Annotated in this window: 25 protein-coding genes and 4 pseudogenes; 12 read left to right on the forward strand and 17 right to left on the reverse strand. The window is 59.2% G+C overall.

The annotated features are described in order from the left end of the window. Window positions 1–111: 111 nt before the first annotated feature. Window positions 112–612 (reverse strand): DUF302 domain-containing protein, encoded by a 501-nt coding sequence (locus tag WDN46_10925; GenBank protein ID MEJ0093926.1) that lies wholly within the window; start codon window positions 610–612, stop codon window positions 112–114. A 136-nt stretch (window positions 613–748) separates the two neighbouring features. On the opposite strand from WDN46_10925, the gene WDN46_10930 reads away from it, so the two are divergent. Continuing rightward, window positions 749–1,201 carry a MarR family winged helix-turn-helix transcriptional regulator gene (locus tag WDN46_10930; GenBank protein MEJ0093927.1) on the forward strand — a complete coding sequence of 151 codons (453 nt, stop codon included), beginning with the start codon at window positions 749–751 and terminating at the stop codon, window positions 1,199–1,201. A 112-nt stretch (window positions 1,202–1,313) separates the two neighbouring features. Here WDN46_10930 and WDN46_10935 read toward each other — a convergent pair. Next, window positions 1,314–1,898: pseudogene (locus WDN46_10935) on the reverse strand (IS5/IS1182 family transposase). A 53-nt stretch (window positions 1,899–1,951) separates the two neighbouring features. Between WDN46_10935 and WDN46_10940 the strand changes: the two are divergent. Continuing rightward, the gene (locus WDN46_10940; GenBank protein ID MEJ0093928.1) at window positions 1,952–2,833 is read left to right on the forward strand and encodes a LysR family transcriptional regulator; all 882 of its coding nucleotides are present in this window, start codon (window positions 1,952–1,954) and stop codon (window positions 2,831–2,833) included. A gap of 36 nt (window positions 2,834–2,869) precedes the next feature. On the opposite strand, the gene WDN46_10945 is transcribed toward WDN46_10940, so the two are convergent. After that, window positions 2,870–3,571, reverse strand: a complete 702-nt coding sequence (locus WDN46_10945) for a peroxiredoxin-like family protein (GenBank protein ID MEJ0093929.1) — start codon at window positions 3,569–3,571, stop codon at window positions 2,870–2,872. A gap of 446 nt (window positions 3,572–4,017) precedes the next feature. Between WDN46_10945 and WDN46_10950 the strand changes: the two genes are divergently transcribed. The 3 genes from WDN46_10950 to WDN46_10960 all read left to right on the forward strand — a co-directional run bounded on the left by WDN46_10950 (window position 4,018) and on the right by WDN46_10960 (window position 6,240). Then, window positions 4,018–5,256 carry a hypothetical protein gene (locus tag WDN46_10950; GenBank protein MEJ0093930.1) on the forward strand — a complete coding sequence of 413 codons (1,239 nt, stop codon included), beginning with the start codon at window positions 4,018–4,020 and terminating at the stop codon, window positions 5,254–5,256. Between the two features lie 92 nt (window positions 5,257–5,348). After that, window positions 5,349–5,807: a hypothetical protein gene (locus WDN46_10955; GenBank protein MEJ0093931.1), complete on the forward strand. Its 459-nt coding sequence runs from the start codon at window positions 5,349–5,351 to the stop codon at window positions 5,805–5,807. 235 nt (window positions 5,808–6,042) lie between these two features. Beyond that, entirely contained in the window at window positions 6,043–6,240 is a 198-nt protein-coding gene (locus WDN46_10960; protein MEJ0093932.1) for a hypothetical protein, read from the forward strand. 215 nt (window positions 6,241–6,455) lie between these two features. Here the strand turns inward: WDN46_10960 and WDN46_10965 are convergent. The 8 genes and pseudogenes from WDN46_10965 to WDN46_11000 form a co-directional block, all read right to left on the reverse strand. Further along, a pseudogene (locus WDN46_10965) lies at window positions 6,456–6,656 on the reverse strand (DNA-3-methyladenine glycosylase). Between the two features lie 81 nt (window positions 6,657–6,737). Continuing rightward, window positions 6,738–7,679, reverse strand: coding sequence for an aldo/keto reductase (locus tag WDN46_10970; GenBank protein ID MEJ0093933.1), 942 nt, complete (start codon window positions 7,677–7,679; stop codon window positions 6,738–6,740). A 158-nt stretch (window positions 7,680–7,837) separates the two neighbouring features. Then, complete coding sequence (locus WDN46_10975) at window positions 7,838–8,251, reverse strand: DNA-3-methyladenine glycosylase (GenBank protein ID MEJ0093934.1); 414 nt, start codon at window positions 8,249–8,251, stop codon at window positions 7,838–7,840. Between the two features lie 307 nt (window positions 8,252–8,558). Further along, window positions 8,559–9,701 (reverse strand): acyl-CoA dehydrogenase family protein, encoded by a 1,143-nt coding sequence (locus WDN46_10980; protein ID MEJ0093935.1) that lies wholly within the window; start codon window positions 9,699–9,701, stop codon window positions 8,559–8,561. A 15-nt stretch (window positions 9,702–9,716) separates the two neighbouring features. Further along, a complete protein-coding gene (locus tag WDN46_10985) occupies window positions 9,717–10,253 on the reverse strand; it encodes an OsmC family protein (protein MEJ0093936.1) in 537 nt (178 codons plus the stop codon). A gap of 26 nt (window positions 10,254–10,279) precedes the next feature. Beyond that, window positions 10,280–11,107, reverse strand: a complete 828-nt coding sequence (locus WDN46_10990) for an ABC transporter permease subunit (protein ID MEJ0093937.1) — start codon at window positions 11,105–11,107, stop codon at window positions 10,280–10,282. Next, window positions 11,104–12,339: an ABC transporter substrate-binding protein gene (locus WDN46_10995; GenBank protein ID MEJ0093938.1), complete on the reverse strand. Its 1,236-nt coding sequence runs from the start codon at window positions 12,337–12,339 to the stop codon at window positions 11,104–11,106. Before WDN46_10995 ends, WDN46_10990 begins: the two co-directional genes overlap by 4 nt. Window positions 12,340–12,372: 33 nt before the next feature. After that, window positions 12,373–13,200, reverse strand: a complete 828-nt coding sequence (locus tag WDN46_11000; GenBank protein ID MEJ0093939.1) for an ABC transporter ATP-binding protein — start codon at window positions 13,198–13,200, stop codon at window positions 12,373–12,375. Window positions 13,201–13,398: 198 nt separating this feature from the next. Here WDN46_11000 and WDN46_11005 point away from each other — a divergent pair, with 198 nt between their 5' ends. Beyond that, window positions 13,399–14,082, forward strand: a complete 684-nt coding sequence (locus WDN46_11005; protein ID MEJ0093940.1) for a TetR/AcrR family transcriptional regulator — start codon at window positions 13,399–13,401, stop codon at window positions 14,080–14,082. Between the two features lie 473 nt (window positions 14,083–14,555). On the opposite strand, the gene WDN46_11010 is transcribed toward WDN46_11005, so the two are convergent. Together WDN46_11010 and WDN46_11015 are read right to left on the reverse strand one after the other, a co-directional pair. After that, window positions 14,556–15,542: an alpha/beta fold hydrolase gene (locus tag WDN46_11010; GenBank protein ID MEJ0093941.1), complete on the reverse strand. Its 987-nt coding sequence runs from the start codon at window positions 15,540–15,542 to the stop codon at window positions 14,556–14,558. Between the two features lie 831 nt (window positions 15,543–16,373). Beyond that, window positions 16,374–16,565, reverse strand: a complete 192-nt coding sequence (locus WDN46_11015) for a hypothetical protein (protein ID MEJ0093942.1) — start codon at window positions 16,563–16,565, stop codon at window positions 16,374–16,376. Window positions 16,566–16,754: 189 nt separating this feature from the next. On the opposite strand from WDN46_11015, the pseudogene WDN46_11020 reads away from it, so the two are divergent. From WDN46_11020 to WDN46_11030, 3 genes and pseudogenes are all read left to right on the forward strand, one after another. Further along, window positions 16,755–17,433: pseudogene (locus WDN46_11020) on the forward strand (NAD-dependent formate dehydrogenase). A gap of 94 nt (window positions 17,434–17,527) precedes the next feature. Further along, window positions 17,528–17,665: pseudogene (locus tag WDN46_11025) on the forward strand (transposase). Next, complete coding sequence (locus WDN46_11030) at window positions 17,632–18,255, forward strand: IS5 family transposase (GenBank protein MEJ0093943.1); 624 nt, start codon at window positions 17,632–17,634, stop codon at window positions 18,253–18,255. The pseudogene WDN46_11025 and the gene WDN46_11030 overlap by 34 nt, the downstream one beginning before the upstream one ends. 192 nt (window positions 18,256–18,447) lie before the next feature. On the opposite strand, the gene WDN46_11035 is transcribed toward WDN46_11030, so the two are convergent. Continuing rightward, window positions 18,448–19,554 carry an alpha/beta hydrolase gene (locus tag WDN46_11035; protein MEJ0093944.1) on the reverse strand — a complete coding sequence of 369 codons (1,107 nt, stop codon included), beginning with the start codon at window positions 19,552–19,554 and terminating at the stop codon, window positions 18,448–18,450. A gap of 622 nt (window positions 19,555–20,176) precedes the next feature. Here WDN46_11035 and WDN46_11040 point away from each other — a divergent pair. The 3 genes from WDN46_11040 (at window position 20,177) to WDN46_11050 (ending at window position 24,284) form a co-directional block, all read left to right on the forward strand. Continuing rightward, window positions 20,177–22,090: a PAS domain S-box protein gene (locus WDN46_11040; GenBank protein MEJ0093945.1), complete on the forward strand. Its 1,914-nt coding sequence runs from the start codon at window positions 20,177–20,179 to the stop codon at window positions 22,088–22,090. 213 nt (window positions 22,091–22,303) lie between these two features. Further along, window positions 22,304–22,966, forward strand: coding sequence for a LuxR C-terminal-related transcriptional regulator (locus tag WDN46_11045; GenBank protein MEJ0093946.1), 663 nt, complete (start codon window positions 22,304–22,306; stop codon window positions 22,964–22,966). 475 nt (window positions 22,967–23,441) lie between these two features. Further along, the gene (locus tag WDN46_11050; GenBank protein ID MEJ0093947.1) at window positions 23,442–24,284 is read left to right on the forward strand and encodes a helix-turn-helix domain-containing protein; all 843 of its coding nucleotides are present in this window, start codon (window positions 23,442–23,444) and stop codon (window positions 24,282–24,284) included. Here WDN46_11050 and WDN46_11055 read toward each other — a convergent pair whose 3' ends face one another. The 3 genes from WDN46_11055 to WDN46_11065 form a co-directional block, all read right to left on the reverse strand. After that, on the reverse strand, window positions 24,285–24,830 hold the full coding sequence (locus tag WDN46_11055) for a hypothetical protein (protein ID MEJ0093948.1): 546 nt from the start codon (window positions 24,828–24,830) through the stop codon (window positions 24,285–24,287). It abuts the gene before it with no gap. Continuing rightward, window positions 24,755–25,375 carry a hypothetical protein gene (locus tag WDN46_11060; protein ID MEJ0093949.1) on the reverse strand — a complete coding sequence of 207 codons (621 nt, stop codon included), beginning with the start codon at window positions 25,373–25,375 and terminating at the stop codon, window positions 24,755–24,757. Before WDN46_11060 ends, WDN46_11055 begins: the two co-directional genes overlap by 76 nt. A 185-nt stretch (window positions 25,376–25,560) precedes the next feature. Next, on the reverse strand, window positions 25,561–26,658 hold the full coding sequence (locus WDN46_11065) for a DUF4331 family protein (protein MEJ0093950.1): 1,098 nt from the start codon (window positions 26,656–26,658) through the stop codon (window positions 25,561–25,563). Window positions 26,659–26,834: the final 176 nt, after the last annotated feature.

The raw sequence follows: 26,834 nt of genomic DNA on the forward strand, positions 1-26,834 counted from the left end.
GCTGCGTGGAAGTTAGCCCAGCGTCATCGTCTTCGCGCCGCGCGCGGCGAATTTCTGCTCCAACTGCCTCCGCCGCTTGAAACCAATACAGCGTTGCTTCTGATGTCGATATCAGGCGGGCGCCCCGGTCGCGAGCGCCGCCAAGGCGCGGAGCTTGGCATCCAGCTTGACGGCCGCAGCGGAAACCTCATCGTTGCTGAGCCGGCTCATCAGAGACGAGGGCAGGTCATAGCCCAGGCGAACCTCGCCAGATGCCGTTTGGTAGATCACGACCCTTGTAGGCACGTTGAGGCCGACAGCGGGGTCATGGGTGATCATGGTCTGAGCGATGAGTGGGTTGCCTATGATGTACGACCGGATCTTTGCTTCCACGCCCACCCTAGACATCCAGGCGCCATGGTCGTTCGTCAAAAAGCGCATGAAACCGCTTCGGCCCTCGTGGGCTCTGATGCGAGCTTCGAAATCGGCTTGGCTGGTGGCCGCGGCGACCTCACGCGGGATGATGGCCGGGTCCTCGACGCTGCCAAGCTCGGCCTCAAAGGCAGCGACGACGTCCTCGAAGGAACGCTGGCTGACATGCTCACAGTGCTGAACGGTATAGTTATCGATCATAGCCGTCTGCTCGTTAGTCTGCCAGTGCTTTCACCTGTCCGCCCCACGTCGCCGACAGGATCAGTTTGACATATGCGTATATGCGCCTGTAAATGTGCACATACGCTTTCTCATTCCAGGCTGTCAAGGGATTGCTATGACACTCACCACCTCACCCGAGTTCTGCACCTGCTTGGCGATCCGCCAAGCCGCACGGCACGTGAGCCAGTTCTATGACCAGCATCTGGCGCCCTGCGGGCTCCGCATAACGCAGTTCTCGATCCTCGCTAAGCTGAAGGTGGAGAGCCCGTTGACCATCAATCGTCTCGCCGAGGTGATGGTCATGGACCGGACGACTCTTGGCCGGAACATTCTGCCTCTGCAGCGAGATGGCCTCATCGCCGTTACTCAAGGGTCAGTCGACCGCCGGAGCAAAGAACTTCATCTGACGGACGTGGGGCGAAACCGGCTGAACGAGGCTTGGACCTATTGGGCGGAGGCCCAGGCTGGGTTCGACGCCGCCTTCGGCAGCCACCAAGATTCAAAGCTGCGGGCACTTATGAGAGACGTGACATCCACGGAGCTTGTAGTCGCGTCGACCGAACCCTGAGCACAATCATGCTCGGCGACCTCGGCCATCAGCGACCTCGACGACAAATCCAGGTGACGAAAAGGGTCGCCGCGTAGCCTTGGAGCCGCGTCGTTCTCCGGTGGATGGTCTAGCGCCGGCCGCTGACATTCTGAGCGACATGCGGGCGCACATTCATCGTTCGCAGCTCATTGACGAAATCGCTCGCATCATAACGCTTGTCCGCGCCGAGCGTGACGCCATTGGGCCGATCGGCGCGGGCTCGATCATGGCAAGCGTGGCGATGCGTTTGGAATGTCAGTCGGCGGACGCCAGGCAGGCATCGACGGGAAGGCCGGATCGGTTCTCCATCAGAGCGCGGCCGAGAAAGGCGAGCTTCCCCTCCGCGCCCGGGCCCTAACGACAGAGCCGGGCCTCGGGATCGGTCATTGAGGAGTGGTCTCGTTCGAGCGCTTCTCGCCCTTGAAATCCGCTTCGGCATTGCGGCCGGAGTCCGAAGGCGGCGAGTCACTTGAGCTGTCTTGCCCAGATCCATCCCTCGGCTAAAAACTTTTCATTGGCGCAGGTCTCGATTACCGTGCTGTCGAGAGAAAAATGGTCCGACGAGATCAGTTTTTTGACATTAGGTTGCGCGAGAAGGGGGCGAAAGCTTGGCGGCGACGGCCCCGTCGAGCAGCCGACCGCGATGCTTGGAGAAGACCACCGGGTCCCACACGGGAGCCGATCATAGCTGAGATCCAACGCGTTTTTGGTTGAGGGTATCCAGTGGAAATGCATCAGATCCGATACTTTTTGGCCGCGTCGCGCACGCTCAATTTCACACGCGCGGCGGAAGAGTGTGATGTCGCGCAACCGTCTCTCAGTCGGGCTATTAGACTGCTCGAGGTCGGGCTCGGCGGCAGCCTCTTCGGTCGCGAGCGCGATCTAACGCATCTGACAGAGTTCGGCCAGAAGATGCTGCCCCTTCTGCGGCAATGCTACGAAAGCGCGGTCGCCGCGAAGCAGCTCGCTGCGTTCCTCAACAACGGTTCCGTGGCATCGCTAACGCTCGCGCTCTCACACACAATCAGCATGGCTCTCCTGGTGTCGCCTTTGTCCGAATTGATGCGTGTCTTTCCGGGCGTCGAATTGCGCTTCATGCGCGGAACGGTCGCAGAGCTTGGCAAATATCTCAAAAAAGGCGAGGCCATACTCGCGATCGCTGGGCCTCTGGGCGAAAGCTGGGATAGACTGGATGCTTGGCCCCTCTTTGCCGAGGGGTTCGACGTCGTCGTGAACGCGCGGCATAGGATGGCGACGTGGAGGCGCGCCGAACTTGCCGACTTATCGAGCGAGCGCATGCTCATGCGGCCGTATTGTGAGCTCGCGGACGCGTTTTCCGCGCGCGCCCGCGATCGAGACATTCAATGGGCAGGCGAGCACGCGGTGGTGTCAGATGCCGATCTCATTCAGCTCATTGAAGCTGATCTTGGAATCGGAATCTTGCCGAGGAGCACTCCGTGCCCTGAAAAGTTGCGCAGGATTGAGACGGACGGCCTCGACATTATGCGCACGATTCACCTCTATGCGGTGGCGGGGCGCGAGAAGGGACCTCCGACAATTGCGTTGATGAATTTGTTGCGGGCCAAAGATTGGGCGGCGCACATCGCCTGATGCTTTGCGCGTTGAGCTTACAAATGGCCTTGAGGTTCAACCGATGGACAATCGCAACGCCTTCACGATATCGTCGATCGCCATACGCGTGCGGAAGTCTGGATCAACGAAACGGGCGAGAATGCGACCTTGCCGCCCAATCACGAAGGTCGCCGGCAACGGCAAAAGCCAAGCGTCATTTCCTTGAAATGCGTCGAGGGATAAACCATGCTCGACCATCAGCTCCCGAACACGATCGCCAACCCACATGGCGAGCCCGAGCGACATTGCGTAACCGTTATCCATATCGGAAAGCACGGGGAGTCGGTTCAACAATTCGGCGACGATTGACGCTGTCGACGACTGCCGCTCCGGCATGATCGATACAATCCGTGCTCCGAATTCCGCGAATTCGCGTTCGGCCTCGGACATGGACCAGAGCTCGATCTTGCAGAAGGGGCACCAGTGGCCGCGATTGAAGCTGAGGACTACCGGACCTTGTGTCAGAGTCTCGCCGAGACTCACCATTCGCCCGTGGGAATTGGGAAGGATGAAGGGTGGCATGATATCGCCGACCTCAGGCGCGCCGGCGCCTGCTTCGACTGACCGAAGCCGCTCGACTAGGCGATCATACACGTCCGGGAAAGGCGACCCCGATTCTCGCATGGCCGTAGCGTAGCGGGAGAGACGTTGGGCAGGTGGAATATCCGCCGCGCAGATCTCGGCCAACAGAGCCGTCAAATTAATTCTCGGCTTCACATCGAATCTCGCATCGAGCGGCCGAGACGCCGATCCCCGAAGGATCCCCGATCGTTTCCGCCATGGCCAATAGCGGCGCGCTATCGAAAGGGAAGAAACATAGCATGGTACGCGGCCGGCCCCACTCACCGGCAGGCGGCGCTGTGAGTCATGATAGACGGTCGCGCCTCGCCGTGAGAAACTTTGAGGGTCAAAACAAGGCGTACCCACGCTCAGCTCTCATTTGCAAAGAGTAAGGCCACGGCGGCGTGGTTACCAGCGAACACTGGGACATAGCCCATAGCAAATCGCTACCGTTTCGATACCTTTACATACCCTTCCGCTTGCTTTTTTTAAGCTTGTATTCGGCCAACAGGCCTCCCGCGCATTAGACGTTACCACCACCCGACTCGGGAATTGTGAAAGCGCGCTTTGGCGGGCGATCCATCACTCAAGAAGAGTACAGCATGAATAAGCAAAACTTGGTTCGACATCTACCGAGCCGCTGGCTATCCACCTGCACAGCATCAATCCTGGCATTCGGCGTTTTGGCCGCCGCACAGGCGAACGCCGCGGTCGTCGTTCGTGGGACCGAGGGGGCCCCGCTATCGGAGGCCCGTACGGCACCGGATTTCATCAAGCCTGATGTCAGCATCGTCACGGCCCAGCCATCGCCTTCCGAAATCAACCCGGCTTTCCTCGGTCCGGTGCTCCTCATGAAGCAGGCGCAGGTCGACCTGCAAAACGGTACGGCCCGGCTGCCGCTTCGGAAGGGACGGCTCAAATCGGGTGAGCTCGTTTGGTTTGTGCTGACCGATGTCACGGACGAGAACCTCGCCAACCTGCACGGCATCAACTATTCGCCCAAGCTCGCCTACGCTCTGACAGGAAAAGCTTCCCGCGAGGCGACGATCGACCCGGACGGCGCCTTCGTGTTCAACGCGGGGAAGGTGGATTTCTCACCCGACCACGCAGTCACGCCCGGCGCTGCGCCGAACTTCTTTCCTCCGAAGTCCGCACAGCCCGGATCGGTGGGCGACGCCGACTACACCCCCCTCGTCCACATCGAGAATGCCGCTAAGGACGTGCTGTTCAACGCGCCGATGCTGGCCTTCAACGTCGACGAAACCAAACTCAATACGATGTGCGACGGCAACGTCGACCACAAGTTCGTTGAAGACAAGGTTGTGTCAATCTGCCCGCGCGACGGATACGTCACGTTGCAACTGACGCTCGGTTTCACCTTCTCCAAACCAATCCTCTACCTGTCGACCGAAGCCAATGATCCTGTCGTCGCCACACTCGAAGGCGCGACCTACGCGCCTGCCATGAAGGATCTTCCCTTCGCGTTGGAAGACGCGTCGCCGGGAGAGTCGGCCGAACGCATCTATGTTTTCGTCAATGGACCAACTGGTCTAGACAACCCGCAGCGTCAGGGGCTCGACAGCGCTCTTTCGGACGGACGCGGGCCGTTGAATATCCTGGGCGGCATCCCGACCATCAACCTCGATTACAGCCCGATGTGGCGCGTGTTCCCGGCCAAATGGAGCGGTGCCGCGATCGAGCGCGGCTACCGCTCCCGGCTGACCGACGCCTTTGCGATCGAAGACATGGCCACGCGCGGCTTCATAACCGGTATCGACAATGGCGCGTTGCGCCCGGTCGGCTTCATCGTCAACTGCCCGGTCGTATACCGTATCAACTGACGACCGTCGGCGCCGCATGCCGCGTCCGCGCACGCGGCGCCGACTGGCCCAGCCATATTCACAAGATCACTGGCAATGCGAAGAGAAAAGCAATGAATCCTGTTCACCTCGGTTTGGCCGCAGCCCTCACTATCTCGTTGCCGGGACCCGCGTGGGCGGCCAGGCCTACGAGCCCCTCCTCGATGACGGCGACGTTCGGCGATCCCAATGCGGGACACGTCGACCTGCAGGTTGCATGGGTTGGGAAGACTGTACGTGCGGTCGAAATCGTCACCCATCGAGTCGGCGCGCCAGGATCTCGCTTCCAACTGAAAGTTGATGGTCGGCAAGTGATTCCGCCCTCGATTTTGTCCGACAAGGAATGCCATTTCGACGGGGGTGGAAGCGTTTGCAACATTACCGTCGACCGCAAGTCGGGCGCTTTTCGGACTCTGCTTGCGGCTATCAGGACGGGAACGACGGCCCGCGTCACGATTGAGAACGCGGGCAACGTCGCCATGGACACGGATGCCTCGATCCGAAAGCTCGCGACGAGGCTTCGGCGCCGCTGAGAGCGGAGCGACGGCAGACCGCGGCGCGGGGACGCGTTCATGAGTCGGCGTGCGGCGACCAAGTTTCAGCTTGTCGGCCATCCTCACCGATCTGGCGCTGGAAATCGGCATCATCCTTTTGGTGCTGACGGGGCGGCAGTTCACCGCGCGGAAGTGTCCAAAGACAGGGGGAATGACGATAGAAGCGATAGACTGTCGGGGTTTGTTGCCCGTCCGAACGGGTTGATCGGCGTCGATGATCCAAGACCCGGCCGAGGCGCCGGCGTTTTTTGCGGAACAAGTCATCGCGGCTGGCGCCCATGCGGTCTTCGTCGACGCCAGAAAAGGCCTGGTGAAAAGTCTTTCGCAAAAGGACAATCGACACATTCCGCCTTTGGGTTACGGGCTTGTTCATGCTCTGAAGCAGCTTTCCACATGCGCCGATCGCGTTTAACGGCGGGCTCGAAATCCTTGAGTTGATGCGGGCCGAACTCAATCATATCCACCCGCGGGGCCTATCAGGATCCCGGCCGCAAATATCGTCGACTTGCTGCTCAAATCCAGCGCTGCGGTGGCGTGGGTCGCGATGTAACCGATAGCGGCGTCCTTGCGTATTCAGCCGACCTGGGTCGGCTTCCAACAGCGGACTTTGCGCGGACTGTGGCGGTCTTATTCCCAGAGCGATCTTGGACCGCTGGCGAACGGACTGTCCCGAAGATAAAATCGCAGGAGGCGGCTCGCGCCCCGCGAAATGCCGATCCTGATGCTCTGCCCGATTTCGCCGGGTTCGCGGTCACCGCGTCCGAGCCATAGAGGGCCTTCTCGGCAAAGATCGAGCCCATCGAGCCGACGATCAACCCGCAGCGCCGCAGCGAACCTTCCTGATCTAAGTCAAGGCCGCAAGGGTGTGGCGCCCCTTATTGGAGCGAACGCAACCTCACGCCGGCGAATTCACTTGGCTTGTGGAATAAAGCCAGGCACGCCGGTCTCCGCCACTGCGTTGAACCTGACGTTCGCCGTGATGCCCTCCCGCATCTCGCGCATGGCGTCTTCAGGCAGCGCCGATATCTCAAAGTTCTCTTGGATGTAGCCAGGTTTGGTTGAGGTGGTCAGGAAGGCCGTGCCGCGTTGTGCGGCCCAGGCCAGCGCAACTTGCGCCGGCGTTTTGTGGACGCGCTGTGCAATGCTTGTGATCACAGGGTCATCCAGCATTTTCGGACTCATGCCGTGTCCCAACGCTGCAAACGCCAGCAGTACGATCCTGTTCTCCCGACAGAAGTCGAGCAGCTCCCACTCGGGGAGGTACGGATGGGATTCGACTTGCACCACGGCAGGCTTGATCCGCGCAGCCGCAACGACCTCTCGCACCTTTTCCAATGTAACATCTGACAGGCCGATCGCCTTGCAGTGACCGTCATCAATGAGGCGCTCAAGCGCCTGCCACGTCTCGATTAACGTCACGCCGCGATCATATATCACCTGACCGCGCTCGTCCCTCGGGTCCTGCTCGTCGCCGGGTCGAAAGGCAAAAGGGGTATGGATGAGATAGCAATCGACATAGTCGAGCTGCAGTCGCCGGAGACTTGCGTCATAGGCGGGTTTGACCCGTTCAGGACGATGATTGGTGTTCCATAGCTTCGTGGTGACGAAGACGTCCTCCCGCCGGATCATCCCCGCCTTGAACACTGCCTGCATCGCATCGCCAACCGCCGCTTCATTGCGATATCGTTCCGCACAGTCGAGATGCCGAAATCCCACTTCCAATGCGGTCGTCGTCGCTTGTTTGGTGGCGAGAGGATCGGGGATCAGCGTGCCAAACCCGACGGCGGGGATCGCACCTGATCCGTGGGTAAGCGGAATCCTCGTATAACGAAGCACATCGGGGCTTGCCATACCCATGCTCCTCCTTCGATTGACGCGAGGGCGCGGGGCCAGATAACAGCGACCTCTGAGGTGGCCCCATTCGTGAGCCAGGAAACGGAGCTAGCTAAGAGAACGTCCCGCAAGTTTTTCCATTAGCCGTACGCGGGAGCGATGATTCTGTCTACTACTTATCCTGATCCATTGAGCGATCTTGGACCGCTGACGAACCGATTGCCGCGAACGTAGAATCGCAGCAGACTGTCGGCTGCGCGTGTAATGCTGATCCGTTTGCTCTGCCCGATTTCGCCGGATGCTCGAACGTCAGATCCGAGCCGCAGCGGACCGGCCTGACAAAGGTCGATCCCGTCAAGCTGACGATCAACCCGCAACGCGGCAGCGAGCCTTCCTGGTCCTCGCGCCAAGTCTCGCAAGCGCTCGATGCCGCGATTTAGCTGCATGATCGGAATGCCTTCGAGCGGCTCGAGCGCCCTGATCAGGACGCCGGCTCCGATCCCGGGCGTCTCGCTCGAAACATTCACCATGTATGAGCTGCCATAGGCGAAATAAATATAGGCGTGTCCGCGCTCGAGAAACTCGGCCAAAACCCGCCATACGCCGAGATTTTACCAATGTTCGATGTCCGAGATTTCGGTCTTTCGGCCGAGGGAGCCCGATTTTTTGATTCACGCACAGACCGGTTCGATTAGCTTTACCGGCCAGAAAATACGCATCTCGTCCGGTGGGTCATTGCGATTTCGCGTGATTGCCGCACGGTTTTAATGAGTTCGAGTCGTGCAAGTTTTCGCGCAGCCGCCTCCTCCGTGAATGTTGCCTGCAACGCAGCGAATGGCGCGCGTCCGAGGTTGGCTCGTGTTGACCCCTATCCGCCGTCGCCTGGCGCTTTGCTGCTTATGAGGCTAGGGCAGCGGCGTCTTTCAGATGGGCAATATCTTTTCTGAGATGTTTTGTCGCCGGCGTGACGATAGCTATAAAAAAGGATTCGCGCAGACGACGGCTATAGGCTGAACCGGCAACATAACCGCGCGCGCCAGCGTGAAGCATGGCGGCTTGCGCGGCGTCAAGACCGAGGGTCGAAGCTTCGAGGCGCGCTTCGAATACGCGTTCAAGAAAGGCGCTGTTTTGATCGAGCGGCGTCAATGCGAGTTTCACGAGGTTTGCCTCTAGGCTGAGCAGCCGATCTTCGATTTCGGCAGGCCCGACGGGCAGAAACCGGTTCACCTTCCAAATTGGCTCTGGCAGGTTGCGCATAAGCGCAATCGCACCGCGAACGAGACCCGAAGCCATCCCAGTTTGAAGCAGAATGAAGCCGGGACGGATCCTACTGGCGAATGGACGCAGCGGATCGGCCAGGATGGTCTCATCCGGAATGAAAGCCTGCTTGAATAGCATCGTGACGGTGGCTGTGCCATTGAGCGCGATGAACTGCGTCGCATTTCGAGAGGAAACGCCTTCCTCGCCGCTACGGACCAGCGCCATTATGATATGGTCATCATCATCTTCAAGTGAGAAGCATATGCCGAAATAGTGCCCCTGCTCGATATTGGAGACCCAGGGTAGGATGCCATCAATGCGGTAGCCGCCTGCAACGCGCCGGCCCCGTAGCCGCAGCGGTTCGATGCCTGAGAGAGCCTTCATAGGATTGGACAGTCCCGTGCCGCCGAGGATCTCGCCGCTCGCCGCGCCGCTTTGCAATTGCCCGCGCAGATCTTCATTGTCAGTATTCTCCACGTACCAGCCAAAAGCATCTTGGCACCATACGCAGAAGGCCGTGGACAGGCATTCTTCCGCGACAAGACTCATCGCGGCAATCGCGGCGCCGACGTCGACGGATCGCGTTTCGCCGAAGCCTCTATGATGCTGGGCGAACGCTCCCGCGGCGCCAAGGTGGCGCAAAATATCCAGCGGATATTCGCCCTTGCTGTCTATATCGGGAGCCCGTGGGCGGAGGTATCGCACCGCGATATCGCGGACGCGGGCCAGCATGAATTCAGTCGCGCTGGCGGCGCTCTTCGCCATCTCTCGCGTCGGCATGCAATTTCCGCCTTTTTAGCTGGAGAGCTTGACTTTGAGCGGCACTGGTCTCGTGAAGGTGTTGGCGACCGGCGACCAAGTCGTCGCGTGGGCGACGAGCGCGTCAAGCTTGTCTTGCGGCGCATCCGCATCGATTTTCACAGCGACGCGAACCGCGCTGAAGCCGACCGACTCGGGAGCGGCGCCGACGCCCCATACGGCGCTGATATTGATGTCGCCCTCGAGTTCAAGCTCGAGGGAACGGATTTTTATGCCTTGCGCCAAAGCATTGGCGTGAATGCCGACGGAAAGGCAGGATCCAAGCGCCGCCAACGCCGCCTCGGACGGGTTTGGCGCCGTATCATCGCCGAGCAATCCCGGCGGCTCGTCTACGATGTGAGCCGGCAGATCCCGGATGAAATTCAACTGCCGAAACTTGCCCTCCGCGACGGTACGGGCTTTGAGCGTGCGCACAGCGTCGGGATTCGCTTTGCCCTTGGCGATCAGCGCATCGAGACCGGCCTTGTCGACGGGTTTGAGGCCTGGCGCGTCAGATGAAGTTTCTTTAGTCATGAAGGCTCTCCTGTAAGTTTCTATGGTCAACCGCGGCGGGTCCAGCTGACGCGCTGGATCAGCGCGAGAAGGAGCCCGTCGAAGAGGAATCCGATGACGCCGATGACGAGCACAAATGCTCCGAGACGGTTATATTCCAGCGTATCCCGCGCGTCGTTGATGGCGTAGCCAAGCCCGCTTGTGACGCCGAGATATTCGGCTGGAACAAGCACGATCCAGGCGACACCGACAGCCAGCCGGATGCCGGTCAGAAAATCTTGCGCAGTAGCGGGAATGATGACGGCGTTCAGCACATGCCAGCTATTCGCCCCAAGATTATGGGCGACCTTAATCCAATCCGGATCAAGCTTTTTAAGACCATTGGCGACAGCGAATATAATCGGCCAAATAGCGGCGGCGGCGATGAGAAAGACGATCGCGCCATCCCAGCTCGCAAACATCAAAATGGCGATCGGCATCCATGCGAGCGGACTCACCATGCGCAAAAGCTGAAAAGGAATGTAAGTCGCCTCGCGAAAGAAACGACTCTGACCGACAAGGACGCCAACTGGCGCGCCTATAGCGATCGCAAACGCAAGGCCCGCGCCGACGCGAAAGGCGCTTGGAACGACCGCCCGCCACACCGAGCCATCGAGCAACATCATCCGAAGGCTCGTCAATGTCGGCAGCGGCGCAAAACCCGCGAAGGTCGCTGTCGCCGGATTATGGATGAGCAGAAAGCCCGCAAAAGCCCATATAGCGAAAAGCAAGGATACGCCGCAGATCGGCGCCGCAAGACGGATGATTCCCGTCCGCGCAGCCCTGTTGGCCGGCGACGTCGAGATCTGTTCCGATGAAGGAATGGCGAGACTCATGGCTCCAGAATCTCCTCGCGCGCAAAGGGGTCAGATGCGTTGACGCTGGGATCAAGCATCCAATCTGGATATTTCTCCAGGGCCGAGCGAACAAAGTCATAATTGACGAGATCTTTGACGACGAAATCTGGATCGAGCTTGGCAAGAAAGGTGCGGTCGCCGGCCACCACTGTCTCGTTCATCGCCTCGACGATCAAGCGCGTTGCAGACGGATAAGGCCATGGCTGAAAATCGACGCGGCCGTTGCCCCAATCGAAATGCTTGATGGCGCCGCTGGTTTTATAGGACTCATCCTCTTTATAGAGCGTCATGGCACGCTTCACCACGCTTGCCGGCATGGGTAAATAGCCGGCCCCATCGCGCGACAGAAGCTCCGCCGCCTCCGCCTTATGGTGCGAGGTATAGATTTCGGCCCGCACAATGGCGTTGAGAACTTTTTGCGTCCAGGCTGGCTTGCGCTCGATTAGAGGCTGCGGCATGCAGACGACGCAGCATGGATGGTTTTTCCAGATGTCGCCGGTGAACCGCAAGATTCGACCGCCGGTGCCAACTTCGCCCATAGCGTCGAAGGGCTCCGCGACAATGTAGCCATCGATCTTTTTGGCGGCGAGAGCCGGCGGCATATCCGGCGGCTGCATCACTTGAAGACCGGTCTCGTTCGGGGCTGCCGCGGCGGACTTGATGACGGGCGTCAGACCGTTTTGCCGTAACGCATATTGCAGCACGATATTGTGCATTGAATACCAGAACGGAACGGCGATCTGCTTGCCGCCGAGATCGGCGAAAGAGCGAATGTTCGTCCCGCCTCCGACGACAAGGCTCGAGCCGTTGGTGTGCGCCCAGGCCATCACTTTGACTGGCACGTTATTGTTATAACGCATCCACAACGCAACAGGCATCAGAAGGTGAACTAGGTTGAATTTGCCGGCGGCGAACGCCTCGACGAGCGGCGCCCAACCGCGAATCAGAGTCGGCTTCTCGGCCTTCAATCCTTCATCTTCGAAATAGCCTTTGGCGTGCGCCACGAGCAGAGCTGCGGCGTCGACGATCGGCAGATAGCCGATCCGCACCACATCGTCACCGACGGCATCGGCGAACGCCAGTTTTGGAAGCCCGCCGGCGATGGCGCCAAGACCGCCAGCTGCGAGCCCATCGAGCACCGCGCGCCGCGACAGCCCAGCTTTTGCCGGGACATGATAGGTAAGGCCGAACTCAGCGCAGAACTGGCACATCCGAATATTTTCCCGTTCTTCGCGTTTGCGCCCTTACCGGCGCATGATCGACTTCGGAAAGGCCGCTACCGGAGCTTCGCCCAATGTCGAAACAGCCAAATCGTGATACAACGAAACCTGCGGCTCCGGCGCGAGAGCGGCGAGCAGGCGCGCGCGTTGCTCCAGAAAGAGCGCGCCGCCCGCAGGCGCCTTCGGCGTGTCGATGTCTGCGACGATGCGGCCAGGACCGGAGGCCAAGACAATGGTTCGGGCGGCAAGGCTCAGCGCGTCATCGACATCGTGCGTCACCAAAATCAGCGTTATGCCGAGCGTATCGATGATCGAACCAACCTCGAGCCGCAGTTCCGTGCGCGTCACCGGATCGAGCGAGGAAAAAGGCTCATCGAGCAGGAGAATCTCCGGATCGACGGCGAGAGAGCGGGCCAGAGCGACGCGTTGCTGCTGGCCGCCGGACAATTCAACAACCCTCGCCTTCGCGTAGCCCGCAAGACCAACAAGGCTCAGCAACTGCTCGACCCTCGCCGGCGCTTCGTTTCTCCGTCCGGCGAAACGCAGAGCCAGCGCCACATTGCCGGCAACATCGAGCCAAGGAAAGAGCAACGGACGCTGAAACATAAGATTGCAGCGCGGCCACGGCGCGCGGACCGGCTGCTCATTGACGCGCACTTCACCGGAAGACGGATGCGCAAGCCCGGCTATGAGCTGCAAAAGCGTCGATTTTCCTGAGCCGCTGCGACCAATGACGGCGAGGCGCTCGCCACGTGAGACGTTGAACGAAATGCGGTCGAGAACGAGAGCGCTCCGCCCGCGATAGCGGTGGCTGACGCCAAGAATCCGGATGTGAGGAATTGCTATCGACATTTGCGCGCCAAAGTTGAGGTGAGCAACAGTATATAAAACTTATGGTTCTACACAATAATTATTTGATGGCGGCGCTGCGATGTCGATTCGGGTGGAAATTGTTTGCGAAATTGTGCTTTTTACGTACATTCCATGAGGATATGAGACTAACCAGTCTTGATGCGGCAGCATTTCCGCCATGCTGGAGAAAACGCGGCGATGGTTCGAATAGCGCGTGGGAAGATGGGGCCGCCAACGGCTGCTCCTGGTGCTTTGCTTGCGCGCCACGCGACGCGCAAGGACGAGACGAGCGAACGCGATGGGGAGCTGCGCAAGCTTCTCCTGGAGGCCGCCGTTCGACTGTTCTGCCGCTTCGGAATCGGCGCAACCAGCATTGACGCGGTGGTTGCGGAATCGGGCGTCGCGCGGATGACGCTCTACAATCACTTCGGATCGAAGGAAGGACTGGTGCTGGCGGCTTTGCAGCACGAAGGCGCAGTCTGGCGCGCTTGGTTTTTCGCGCGGCTCGCGAAGATCGAGGGCTCGGCTCAAGATCGCCTGATCGGCATCTTTGATGTCTTGGCGGAGTGGTTCGTCCGCGACGATTATTTTGGATGCGCTTTCATGAATGCCGTCCTCGAAGCTCGCAACCAGGATGAGGCGCTTCGCGCAATAACCTTCGCGCACAAAATGCGGGTGCTGGAGCAGATTAGGGCGCTTGCCGCCGCCGCCGGCGCCATCGAGCCTGACGCGCTCGCGCAGCAAATCGATCTTCTTATGGACGGCGCGATCGTCAAGGCGTTGATAAAACGCAGCGTGCGACCGGCGCGCGAGGCCAAGTCGATTGCGCTAGCTTTGCTAATCCAGACTGCCGGTTTCGAGGTTTCGACGCTCAGAGCTTAGCACGATGCCAGTCATTAGCATCATCAGCTAGACCAAGCGGGCGCGTAGGCGGCGAGATCCAGTCCGGCGCCGAGCGCGCTGAAGAAGATGCCGACGACGACCGCTGCGCCATGCGCAGAGCCGATCTGGAAAGTCGAGATGACAATCCCCGAAGCCAGTCCGACGTGACGTTGGTCGATGGACCAGAGCGGCCATCCGGTCTTGCGCCCCTCGACCAGCGGCCGCGTTTTACGAGCTTCGCAACCGCCAACGCGGAAAATTTGTTCAACTGAGCCATTTCGTCCGCCGAACTAGACTACCCACAAATCATGGCCTGATTTGGCCGGAATTGGCTAGAAGCGCGCACCATGAAATGCTCGACAAGCCAGAGGGGCCCGCGAACTGAAATCCCATATCGGTGCGCGGCGGCTTGGCGTCCAATTGCCGCCGCGCGGGTTTAGGTGATCTTTGGGAAGGGCATGTCCCACCCCCGGCTACCGGTCTAGACCTTGAGCGCTCAGATATTGCTGTATGAGGCCAGCGACCTGCTCATTGTTGATGTCGGTGAAGGCAAAATGCGTGTTTCCTTTTATGCCCTTTTGAGTCAACTCTAAAACGGTCACATGGCCACCCAGGGCATTAACTGCCTTCGCGAACTCCAAGTCTATCGCGTGCATCTGATACCAGAAGTCCAGCCCAAAATAATTGCTGGGACCACTTGGGATGTTGTCCCCAAATTCCATCAGAATCGGGATTTTTGTCAGATTCTTAAAGAGAGCCGGATCCACCGGCGTGCAGGTGGTCGTGCCAAAATGGCCGACTACCGGAGGAAACGGATTGTTGGACGGGCAGGGGACGCCTGACGATTCGAGACCAATGATGCCCTTTATGTTCGGATTTTGCATAGCGGCCTCGTATCCAGAAAGGGAACTGGCCGAATGCGTGACAAGTACCGTCGGGCCGATCTTGTTCACTATTGCCAGGAGGTCATTTAGGTTGAGAGTCGCGTCCCCCGGACCTACGCTTTGCGTAAGCCACCGATTAAACTGATCAAGCGCGGCTGGGCCTGGAGGAAACTTTGAGCCCCGATACAAATTACATTGGACAGGCGGCGTGCCAGCGGAGCAGAGCCCAAGCCGGAACTGAATAAAGAACCCTTGCTCACCGGCTGATGGCGTTATGGTAGCACCGACGGTGGTGCGGGCGGCCTCACCCATCCGAGGCCTATCGGCGAGGTAGACGCTCCAGTTTTGACGCAGAAAGATCTGTTCGAACCCGTCACGCCCGTCGGGCGTAGTCTCCCAAGGAGTTTTCACCAATGAGCCCCACAACAGCATCCCGTTTCTGTTGGCGTCTTGTGGGATCTCGAATTGGACGTAGGTGTGATCGCCACTGAGCGTTTGGCCGGCGGACGTCGGATTCATCGGGTTAAACTCGCCAGGCGTAGTCACCACCGTGCCGCCGACCATGAAGCTGCCCATGCGCTTAAGCGCTAAGTGCTCGTCGCCAGCGTTTCGCCGCGGGAATTGGTCCTCAGCGAAGGCGCCAGAACCACAACCGGCAGCGACTAACATTAGCAATCCAAGCGCAACAGATGTTTTGGCGGAAGACCTTGTTTTATCTGAGCGTCCATCTAGGGATAGCCGCAGTTTTGATAACTTGGACATATTTCCTCCTATGATTGGACTCAAAAGGCCATTGATTATTTGGCTTGTCTTCCGGGAAATTCGGTCCGATTCCAAGAAATTCCGATTTCGGACTCTCTTTTCTTGGTGAAAATTTCAGGCTACGCGTCAGAATCGCCGCCGCTGCATATCTATGACCGGGAAGATCGCGCGGACCTGATGAACCTTGTCCGCCATCAGCTCGGTTATCGAAGATGCAAAGCCGGTTCCCGACGAAGGGCATCTGCCCCAGCGATCTATTCGCCGCGTCGGTTTGGCATGGGATCGCGCATTGATTTATGCGACCGGCGGCGCCGCTATTGCGCCAATTTAGAATACCTGTGGGAACGGCCTCGGCCGAATTGGCGAGGCCTTCCTGCGTCGCGGATGAGGCGGGTTTCCAACCCGCGCAAATTTGCAAACTGACCAAGAATGCTTGGGCCAGATGACCGATCCGAAACATCCTGCGCAAATGCAGATTAGCGAGGGACCATTTTTGCGGCGTTCAACCGGCGGATCGTAAGCCGCAACGAGGTCATCCTGTTTCGCGCGTCGCGACGCGTCATCCACGCTCTAGCATCTTGACTCCACCTGCCGCTCCGCAAGGTCGGACCTCGCCTCTTTGCTGGCCCATCCTTAGCGTCGCGCTTATCGAGCTAGAGCCTCGCGCTCTTTCACCAGTGCGGCCAGCTGGGTTTCCTGCTCGGCGATCCGATCGGCTGCCCGCTCCTCGTCCGCCGAGCCGGAATAGGCCGCGGCCTGCTCGGTCAGTTCGCGAATATTCTCGCGGATAGCGGCGATGCGTTCGTCAAGTTCGATGACGGTTGCTGCGGCAGACATGGCGCCTCCTATTGCTCGGTTTGGAGCAGCCGCGATCGCGGCGTTCCCCGCTTATAGCCCGAGGGAACGGCGAAAGTCCAAAATAAGGAAGGTCGTTCTGAGATTCTCCGATGCAAACCGGCGCTGGGTCAGGTCGCCCGGACCACTGCAGCGACGCTGGCCGCCCAGACCGCGCCGCCGCCTGACGGCATAAAGGCGCTCGTCGGGAATTATTTGCCGGCTCACGAGATCGCAAAAAACGGCGGATGGAACATCGCTGATTGCATCGAGCGATCCTATGATCTCGAGGGCATGCACGTCGGGACGGTTGCTGCGGGTAGAATCGGCCTGGCAGTTTTGCGCCGGCTAAAGCCGTTCGACGTGCGCCTCCACTATAATGCGCGCCATCGCCTTCCCGAAGCGATAGAGAGGGAGCTTGGCGCGATCTATCATCCGAAGGTCGAGGACATGATCAAGGTCTGCGATATCGTCACAATCCACGCGCCGCTTCATCAGGAAACAGAAAATATGTTCAATGAGGCGTTGCTATCGAAGATGAAGCGCGGCGCATATATCGTCGACTGCGTGCGTGCGCAGATCTACGATCGCGATGCTGTCGTTAGCGCTCAAAGCCGGCCAGCTTGCCGGCTACGCTGGCGACGTGTGGCATCCGCAGCCGGCTCCAACGGATCATCCCTGGCGCACGACGCCTCACAACGGGATGACGCCACATATCTCGGGAGCGTCTCTTTCCGCTCAAGCGCGCTACGCTGCCGGAACGCGCGAGATACTTGAATGCTGGTTTGAGGACCGACCAATCCGCAAGGAATATCTCATCGTCGACGGCGGCAAGCTGGCCGACACTGGGGCGACGTCCTACACAGTCTAGGCTCAGGACCTATTAAATTTGCCTGAGATGTGATTCCTGGTCTCCGCATGGGGAGGCTGGGATGAGTGATTTGTTTTTGTTGGGCGAGCGGCAGATGGCGCGGCTTGCGCCGCATTTTCCTCTGTCGCATGGCGTTCCGCGGGTTGACGACCGTCGGGTGGTCAGCGGAATCGTCTATGTGATCCGCAACGGCCTGCAATGGAAAGATGCGCCCAAGGATTACGGGCCGCACAAGACGCTTTACAATCGCTTCATCCGCTGGAGCCGGCTCGGCGTCTTCGACCGCATATTCGCCGCGCTCGCTGGCGAAGGTCCAAAGCCCGAGCGCATCATGATCGACGCCACGCATCTGAAGGCGCATCGCACAGCGGCGAGCCTGCTCAAAAAGGGGCTCTTCCCCGCCGTATCGGGCGCACGAAAGGCGGACTGAACTCGAAGCTCCACGTCGTTTGCGACGGCGCCGGCAAGCCCCTCGTCATGTTGCTCTCGGAGGGCCAGATGAGCGACCACAAGGGCGCGCGGCTGATGCTCAAGGCTTTACCGCCCGCTTCAATGTTGATCGCCGACAGGGGCTACGACAGCAACTGGTTCCGCGCCGCGCTGAAGGCCAGGGGCGTCGAGCCCTGCATCCCGCCAACCAGAAGCCGCAAGCTTCCCATTGCCTATGACAAGACGCTCTACCGCCAGCGTCACAAAATCGAGAACATGTTCGCCAAGCTCAAGGACTGGCGGCGCATCGCAACCCGCTATGATCGATGCGCCCACACCTTCTTCTCCGCCATCTGCATCGCAGCCGCCGTCCTCTTCTATCTCAATCAATGAGTCCTGAGCCTAGGTGTTTGGTCCCGGACAGCCGCGACGCTAAGCTGAGTCGCCACGGCCCCAGCCGCCGGTTCCTTGGCGTGCAGTGCCCCTCGACGATTTCTGCGGCGCATTCTCCGCGGTGGGCTGGACCCCTGACCGGCAATAAGTCGCGTGAAGGCGGGCTATGCCCGCCTTCAAGATCAAGACGTCCTACTCACCAATGTGTTCGCGGATGCCATCGGCGACTTGGCGGATCGCTGCTTTGGTGGTCGGCAAAGCCCTTAGCCCATTAAGCAGTCCGAAGTCGTGAATGGTTCCATTGTAGCGAACGAATACTGTTGGCACGCCCGCGTCTTGCAGGCGGTGTGCGTAGGCTTCGCCTTCGTCTCGCAACACGTCGTTTTCCTCGGTGATGACCAGGGTCGGCGGAAGCCCTTGCAAATGAGCCAGGCTGGCGCGCAAAGGCGAGACATATGGATTTTCCCGCTCCTTCTCGGTCGGCGCATAACGATCCCAGCCGTATTTCATAAACTCTCTGCTTAAGAAACGGCCATTGGCGTATTCTTCGTAAGAGCAAGTATCGACGCCGGCGTTGGTCGCGGGCCAGAGCAGCACTTGATAGCTGATCTTCGGTCCTTTCCGGTCCTTGACCATCAGATTCAACGCCGCAGTCATATTGCCGCCGACCGAATTGCCGGCCACCGCAATCCGGCTGCCGTCCGCGCCGAACTCCGATGCATGGGCGGCTATCCATTCGAGCGTCGCGTAAGATTCGTTCAGCGGCACAGGATACGTGCCGGCCGGAAGGTTCGTAATTTCCGGGAACACGGCTGGTTGGCCAGATTCAACGACAAGATCGCGCACCAGCCGGTTGTGGTTCTCGAAGTTGCCGGCAAGCCACACGGCTCCATGGATGAAGAGAAGGACGCCGGGATGCCCCTCGATGTGATCGGGCTTCATAATATACAATTTTATAGTGCGTCCGTCGACGGTCAGCGATTCCTCCGAGATCGTCACGCCAAACATATCAACCGGAGTTTTGCTCTGTAATTCGGTCAATACTTCCTGCGGCTTTGGTTGGGGCAATTCCCAAAAAGGGCTGGGATCTTTGTTGAGTGGAGCCAAAAACGCGCGGACCGCTGGATCAATGTTCGGATCGTCGGCGACGTCGTGAGGAGCTACAACGACATGTCCGGAGCATGCCTTCGGAACGAAGGGCGCGTCGATATTCTTCAGGTCCTGTGCATTAGCTGTGGTGAGACTAAGGAGGGGCGCCATGAAGACGGCTCCCGCCAGCAAACTCTTTATTTCACGCATAATCCAGCTCCCAGTGATCGCGATTGCATTGGCGTCGGAAGCTATGACGAATGATGATTTTCGATGGCCAATAAGATTATTGCTCGAATCAACCTCGTCCACTCACCAAGCAAAATCGCATGGACCGTATATAGGTATCGCAAGGATGGGGTATTTCAAAATGCAACTTTATAATCGAATATCAGCGGCGACTTTGGACTCGCTGATGCGATGCATCGCATCAGCGACCGCGAGATCCCTTCGCCCCTGGAAAGCCGGCGGCGTCCGTGAGCGCCTCTTTGCCTTCGCTGGGCAATTCGATGGAGGGCGTCCCGCAATAGAGTAGCAGCTCAGCTTATCCAGCGCCCCGCGCGGTTCATGCATTTTCGATATTGGTTCCTTTAAACGTGGAAGACGGGCTCAAGGAACGCCGACTACAAGGACAACGGCGATAGTCAGTACGGAGCAGCGCGGGGATTGGGACGCAATGATCAGAGTCTGGGCGGCATAATCCGATCTGCGGTCGGCGACTGTCGCTTCCTAGTTGACAGCAGCGATGTCGCAAGGGCGCCTTGGTAAACCGCGGCCCAAGACGCGAGGGACATAGAGGACTGCGCTAAGGTGAATGATGGGAAATCGGACAATGCCATTCTTGATTAGCCCAACGCGCCTCACCCTCCTGGGCGCGATGATGATCGCCGGCGCGATCTTCGCGGCCGACCTTTTCGGCCCGCTTCAAGGCGCTACGGCGGTTCTCTATATCATCGCGATCCTTTTGGCCTCTCAAACGAGCGGGCGCCGCTCCGTATTGTTAGCCGGTCTTGGCTGCGCAGTGCTTGCGATGATCGGCTTTGCCGTCAACTATCGAGGCGATCCAATCGATGGCGCTTTCCTGCGCTTCGTCGTTAGCCTGATCGTCATTGCGGCCTCAACGATCCTCTCCATGCGCGAGCGCACCGTCCGCACTACGCTTGCCGAGCGCGCGCATATTGTGGAGCTCACCCATGACACCGTCATTATTCGCGACGCGAAGGATGTGATCGACTATTGGAACGATGGCGCCGAGCGGCTCTATGGTTGGACGCGCGAAGAGGCGATCGGGAAGGCCTGCCAGCAACTGCTCCATAGCGAATTTCCTTCTGCGGAGGTGGCCCGTGCGCTGCGTGAGAACGGACGGTGGTCGGGCGAGCTTACCCGCGTATCTCGCGACGGCAGTCGGATCGTGCTTGCCAGCCGATGGCTGCGGCGACGGAACCCGGAGGGCGAGGCGATCGGCGTCATGGAGGCAAGCGCGGATGTGACCGAACAGCGTCGCGCCGACGCCGACCGGGAAGTGCTGGAGCGACGCTATAGCGCTGTTTTTCATGCCGCTGGATTCGCAACCTGGGAATCCGACTGGTCAGCGTTGTGGCGCATTGTAAAGGCCGTCACCGCAAACGGCGCAGGTCTGCATGCGTGGCTTGCGGCGCAGCCCGAAGCGGTTAGAGCAGCGGCCGGCCAAGCTGCCATCAGGGACGTAAACCATGCAGCAGTAAAATTGTTCGGGGGAACCAGCCGAGAGGCCCTTGTCGGCGGCAATATCGTGGGGCGCTATTTGCCGGAATCAGAGCAGTCGTTCGCGAGAATGCTCGGTTCGCTTTTCGAAGGAGCGGAAGTGGTTGAAACTGAAGCTCGCTTCAGCACTCTGAATGGAGGAACTGTCGACGTGCTGTTATGGGTGACGCCTCTCCGCGAGGGCAAGCCTTGGTCCCGCGTGCTCGTTATGGCGCATGACATCACCGAGCGGAACGAGGCGCGCGCGAAGCTCGAGCAGACTTCGGCCCAGTTAGCGCATGCGACTCGTGTGTCACTGCTAGGCCAACTTGCGGCATCGATCGCGCACGAAGTTAACGAGCCTTTGGCCGCAATCATCAATTACGGCAATGCCGGCAAAAGATGGCTATTACGAGAGGCGCCGAATACTCCTGAGGTAGCCAAGTGCCTCGACCATATTATCTTCAACGGCAGTCGAGCGGCGGAGGTGCTTGCGCGGGTACGCTCGCTCGCGCGCAAAGAGGCGCCTCAGCTTCGCCCCCTGGACCTTGCAGAACTGATCGACGAAGCGGTGTCGCTTGTCCAGCGCGAAGCGAGCGCAGCACGAGTCATTATACGTCGCGTTGTCGCTGCGAATCTTCCGCTTATATGCGGAGACCGCGTGCAGATTCAGCAGGTAATCGTCAATCTCCTTATCAACGCCATCCAGGCTATGCAAAATATCTCGGGACGGCCGCGCGAAATTCGCGTCGGAGTGAACAGCCAAGCAGACAATATGGTGCACATCGCCGTCCGCGATAGCGGAACCGGGATCAGCGGCAATCCCACGGACATCTTCACGCCCTTCTTCACGACGAAAGCTGACGGCATGGGGATGGGGCTGTCCATTTGTCGCTCTATCATCGAAGCGCAAGGCGGGCATATCACTGCAATCAATAATCCAGATTTCGGAGCGACCGTTACTTTTACGTTGCCAATTAATCCCGCCGGGCAAACCCGACGCCTAGATAACTCTCAAACGTGAACGTTATAAGCTATCATGGGAGCATTTTCGGACCCGGTCAGGAGGGCCCCCGCCCGTTGCCCGCGCTTTCGACGCCCATAATCGAGAGGCTTCTCCACAGGTCGAAGTGGTGCTAAAGTGGAAACGACAATCCACTCGGGTCGCTCAGGCGCCAGACGATTATCAGGAAGGAAGCGGACCGACATTTGAAGGAACCCGCTTAGGAGTAGCCCGATGGCGAATGAAAGCAGATCGAGGGAGAGGGCTCTGATCTGCGTTATCGACGATGATGAAGAGTTATGTGGCTCGCTCGATAGTCTGTTACGCTCGGCTGGTTTTGTGGCGCGAACTTTCGTTGCTCCCCATGACTATCTCATTTGCGACGACGTCGATGACGCCGCCTGCTTGGTGCTCGACATCCAGCTCCAGGGGATAAATGGGTTGGATTTCCAGCAGTCGCTGCTTGAAAGTGAGGTGCAGGTTCCTGTTATCCTGATCACTGGGCATGGCGACATCCCGATGACCGTGCGCGGAATGAAGGCCGGCGCGGTAAACTTTCTATCAAAACCATTCGCCGAGGAAGATTTTCTCGCCGCTGTCGAAGAGGCGGTGGATCGCGACGATAGACGACGCGCCCAGATGCTGGACGAAAAAGGAATTCGGCCATGCTATGAGGCGCTCACCTCCCGCGAACGCGAAGTGATGGGGCTCGTGACGGCCGGCTTGATGAACAAACAGGTCGCGGCTCGACTGGGCATCAGTGAAATCACCGTGAAGATTCATAGGGCCAATCTCATGCGTAAGATGCAGGCCCAGTCGCTTGCGGATCTGGTTCGTATGGCGGAAATTCTCGGAGCTCGAGAGATTTCTGTCACCCGCTACCATGTGGCTTATTGAGCTGAATTCAAAGCATGGGCGGCGGCGTCCATGCCCGTCATCTTCCTCCGCCGATGAAGGCTAAAAATCGGCATTGAGCTCATCACTGGGCTTTGATGGCGCCGTGGAAAATCCGTTTCCACTCTGAACGCGCGCTTGCTTACGCTGGCGCTTGTGGCGGTGCTGATATTCTGACTTTCAATCAAAAAGAGGAGGGCAATTTGGCGGTATGGTGCTTATAGCCATGGTCATGAGCGCTGCCGAGATCCTTTGGCGTCCGCAACCTATACCTAAGCATGAGTTTCGGGAGTGCGCAAAAAGAGCAAACAGGCTGCGGCAGCCCAAGGCACTAGGCGAAGGTAACTGGCGGCCGGGCCGCCATCGTCTTCAGATGTTCTAGAATTGACGCTCCTCCTGGCAAGGACCGCACACCAATGAGACATTTCTCCAAGCTTATGGCTTCAATCTTAGGAGGCTGGCAAAGGGGGATCGGAACGTGACGAGCCGGAGATCTAGGATTGGAGCTCTTCCAAAGTGGAGGCTGCAACGCGCCATCGACCATATAGAGGCAAATATTGGAGAACGGATTGCCCTAGCCGATCTTGCCGCCGCGGCCGGACTGTCGCGGATGTATTTTGCCGCGCAATTTCGCGCGGCGACGGGTTATCGCCCCCATGATTATCTCTTGCTACAGCGAGTCGAACGAGCCAAGAGTCTTTTGGCGATCCCCGATCTTGCTCTTGCGGAAATTGCCCTGATCACGGGATTTCACGCCCAATCTCATTTCACCACCGTATTCAAACGTCTGACCGGCGAAACGCCGATGAAATGGAGACAGGCGAGGATAAAGATCGGCAGCGCCATCCCCGGCCAAGCGCTGACCCTCGACGAGGAGGGAAAGGCCGCCACCGATTCGAACGCGATACTCATCGATCTCGCAAAACAATTCGGTGGGACCGATGGGTTGCCTGGCGCGTCCGCAGCAACTGCCGCGGTACAAAAATGGCTTTCTGTCGCGGCTGGCCAGATCGGCGATAGTCCCGCTGCAGTGCGGCTGATTACCGTTTTTGACGCCGACTTCAACCCTGATGAGGTCATTGGCAGAGCTCACGTGGTGCTTAAACTCATCGACGACGAATTGGCCAGTGGTCGGCCATGGATCGCGCGGCCCGGTCCCACGATCGCGGATGTGGCGCTCTACTGCTACATCGCGCTGGCGCCGGAAGGAAACGTCGATCTCGCCAACTATCCCAACGTCAAAGTGTGGGCGGATCGAATCGAGGCGCTACCGGGATTTGATGCGCCCCAGAAAACGCCAGTCCGCGCCACGACAGACTGACTAGAGTCGTCGAGACGTTACGCCGCTCAAGCGAGAACGGGATTCTGCGCTGCTCACTCGTTTTCGGTCGCTGCGTTGAAAGGCGGCGGCCCATTTCTCCTCAATTCGGCCGTACTTCCAAATCGCCATTGCAACAATCCAAGTCACGAGGAAGAGTCCGACGACGATGAAGCCGATGCTGTTAAGATCGATGCCGGAAAGCCAGTTCCAGAAGGCGCCGTGCAAGTTGAGCTTATCGCCGAACAAGCTCAGGATCTCGACCGTACCGATGACGAAGGCGACGGCGACGGAAAGCCCCGTGACGATCAAATTGTAGTAGATCTTGCGTACGGGCTTCGAAAACGCCCATCCATAAGCGAAGTTCATGAAGGAGCCGTCGATTGTGTCCAGGAGCGACATCCCGGCGGCGAAGAGGATTGGCAGACAGAGAATTGCGTACCATGGCAGGCCGGAGGCGGCGCCTGTTCCGGTCAGGACCAGCAAGGCAATTTCGGTCGCGGTGTCGAACCGAGGCCGAAAAGCAGCCCCACCAGATACATCTGCCATGGCTTGGCGACGAGCTTCATCACCGATCCCAGCAGGCGGTTGATCATGCCGCGGCCCTCAAGCTGCCTCTCGAGCGCCGCCTCATCGTAATGGCCCGTGCGCATCCGGCGAAAGACTTTCCAGAGGTCCACTACAACGACGACGTTGAGCGCGGCAATCATGTAGAGGAAGCCGCCCGATACGATAGCGCCGATCAGTCCGGCAATATTGTGTAGTTCGGAGTTGTCATCGAGCACAGGTCCGGCGACAGCCCGGATTCCGAAAGCGAGAAGCAAGGTCAATCCGAACACGATGCTCGAGTGACCGAGCGAGAACCAGAATCCGACGGATAAGGGGCGCTTCCCCTCACGCATCAGCTTCCTCGTTGTGTTGTCGATAGCCGCGATGTGGTCGGCGTCGAAGGCGTGCCGCATCCCCAGCATGTAAGCAGTGATGCCGATACCGACGCCGAAAGCCTTGGCGCCAACGCTCAAGTGCTGAGGGACAACGATGGCGATCAAGGTGAACCAGCCCGTGAGGTGAAGAATCGCGATAGAGGCGATCATCCCAACCAGACTTCGTTTGGTTTCAGCTGTTCCTTTGAATCGAAACCTGGACCAAACTGACGAGCGGCGGGTATCGGCGGGTACGGACATGACGGTCCCTTAATGACAGCCGGCGTCTTTACGCGTCGGACAACCGGCCTGTCTCAGCCGCGCCGTATTATGCGATGGCTCGCGCACAGGGCTCCTCAGCCGGGGTCTTTATGATGGTCCGATGGGTTGATCGCCCTGGCCTGGGCGCTGGGCCGCTGCCTTGGGGGCGGCTGGAACATAGGGGAAGACCTTCGACGGCGGCGGGGCCACCGACTCCTTGCCGATGCCGAGGCTGATGGGCGTGTTCGAGGCGATCGTGACATCACGTCCGGCGCATTGTCCGTCAAGGAGCGGCCGTTCCACTCAGTAAAGCCGAACGCGGCCGGAGCGCCGATCGTATAGGGGAGCATGTTTGGGAAGAATCGATGCGCGACTTTCTCCGCATAGGCTCGCGGATCCTGGGCGGTTCCATTGGCGCTGACGACGCCGGCGATCGCCCTGGCGACAAGGTCGCCGTATGTCGCGAAATCATCGGCCGGCCGCCCGGCGTTGAGGCGGTTGCCGAGATCTTCGTTGAACTGAGTGAACAGCGGGTGGATCATCGGCAGGCCGACGCGGTTGATCGAACGCCATCCCCCGGCGTCGGTGGCGAGCGTCGCGACAGCCCACACGCCGACGCGGCGGTTGGCGCCTGCGGTTGCGAGCAGTTCCTGGTCGGGCGCTTCCAGCACGATCGAGTATACGGTGTGGCCGGCGAACAGGTTCTTCGCCTTCGCCGGGCTCCAGCCGGTCAAATCGACGACGGCCCCATCCTGGAACGCGTGGCCGACCGCATGCAGCACGTCGGGCTCGATCCAAAATGGATCGCCCGCTTTGCCGGCCCAGATGCGCAGACCGGATGCCGTAGTGATCGTCTCTCCGGTGGCGCCCTGCGCGATGACTGCGCCGGCCGCATGGGGGTCGACAGCCTCGGCGCCTGCGATGCGACGCAGCACAAAGCGCTGCTTGCCGGCGGCGTCGCGTTCGTCGAAGGTGATGCGGTAGGTGAGGTCTTCGACGGCGTCGCCGTCGAGATCCACCTTGAATTCGTACATGCCCTCCGGATGATAGCCAGGGGCCGGAATGTCGCCGGCGATCGAGTGACAGACGTTGATCACAAACACGGTGCCCGTTTCGCCGCGGAAAACATAGAGATCCGTGATGTCGAGGCGGACGTCTTGCCGAGCTATCGGTGAGTCTAAGTGGTGGGACATGGCGCTCTCGCTTGGTTCGCTAAAGGCAAAAACTGGGAAGAGGGAGCTGAATTAACGGCGCGGCTACAGCTGCTGTCTGAGAAAGGCACTTTGAACAGGCTCTGGGCTGCTGTGAGTCCAACGAATTCAGCCTACGATAACGCGAGGCGACGGGACAGAGTGTTTCGAGTGCGCGT

The sequence above is a fragment of the Methylocella sp. genome, from assembly GCA_037200525.1.
Lineage (GTDB): Bacteria > Pseudomonadota > Alphaproteobacteria > Rhizobiales > Beijerinckiaceae > Methylocapsa.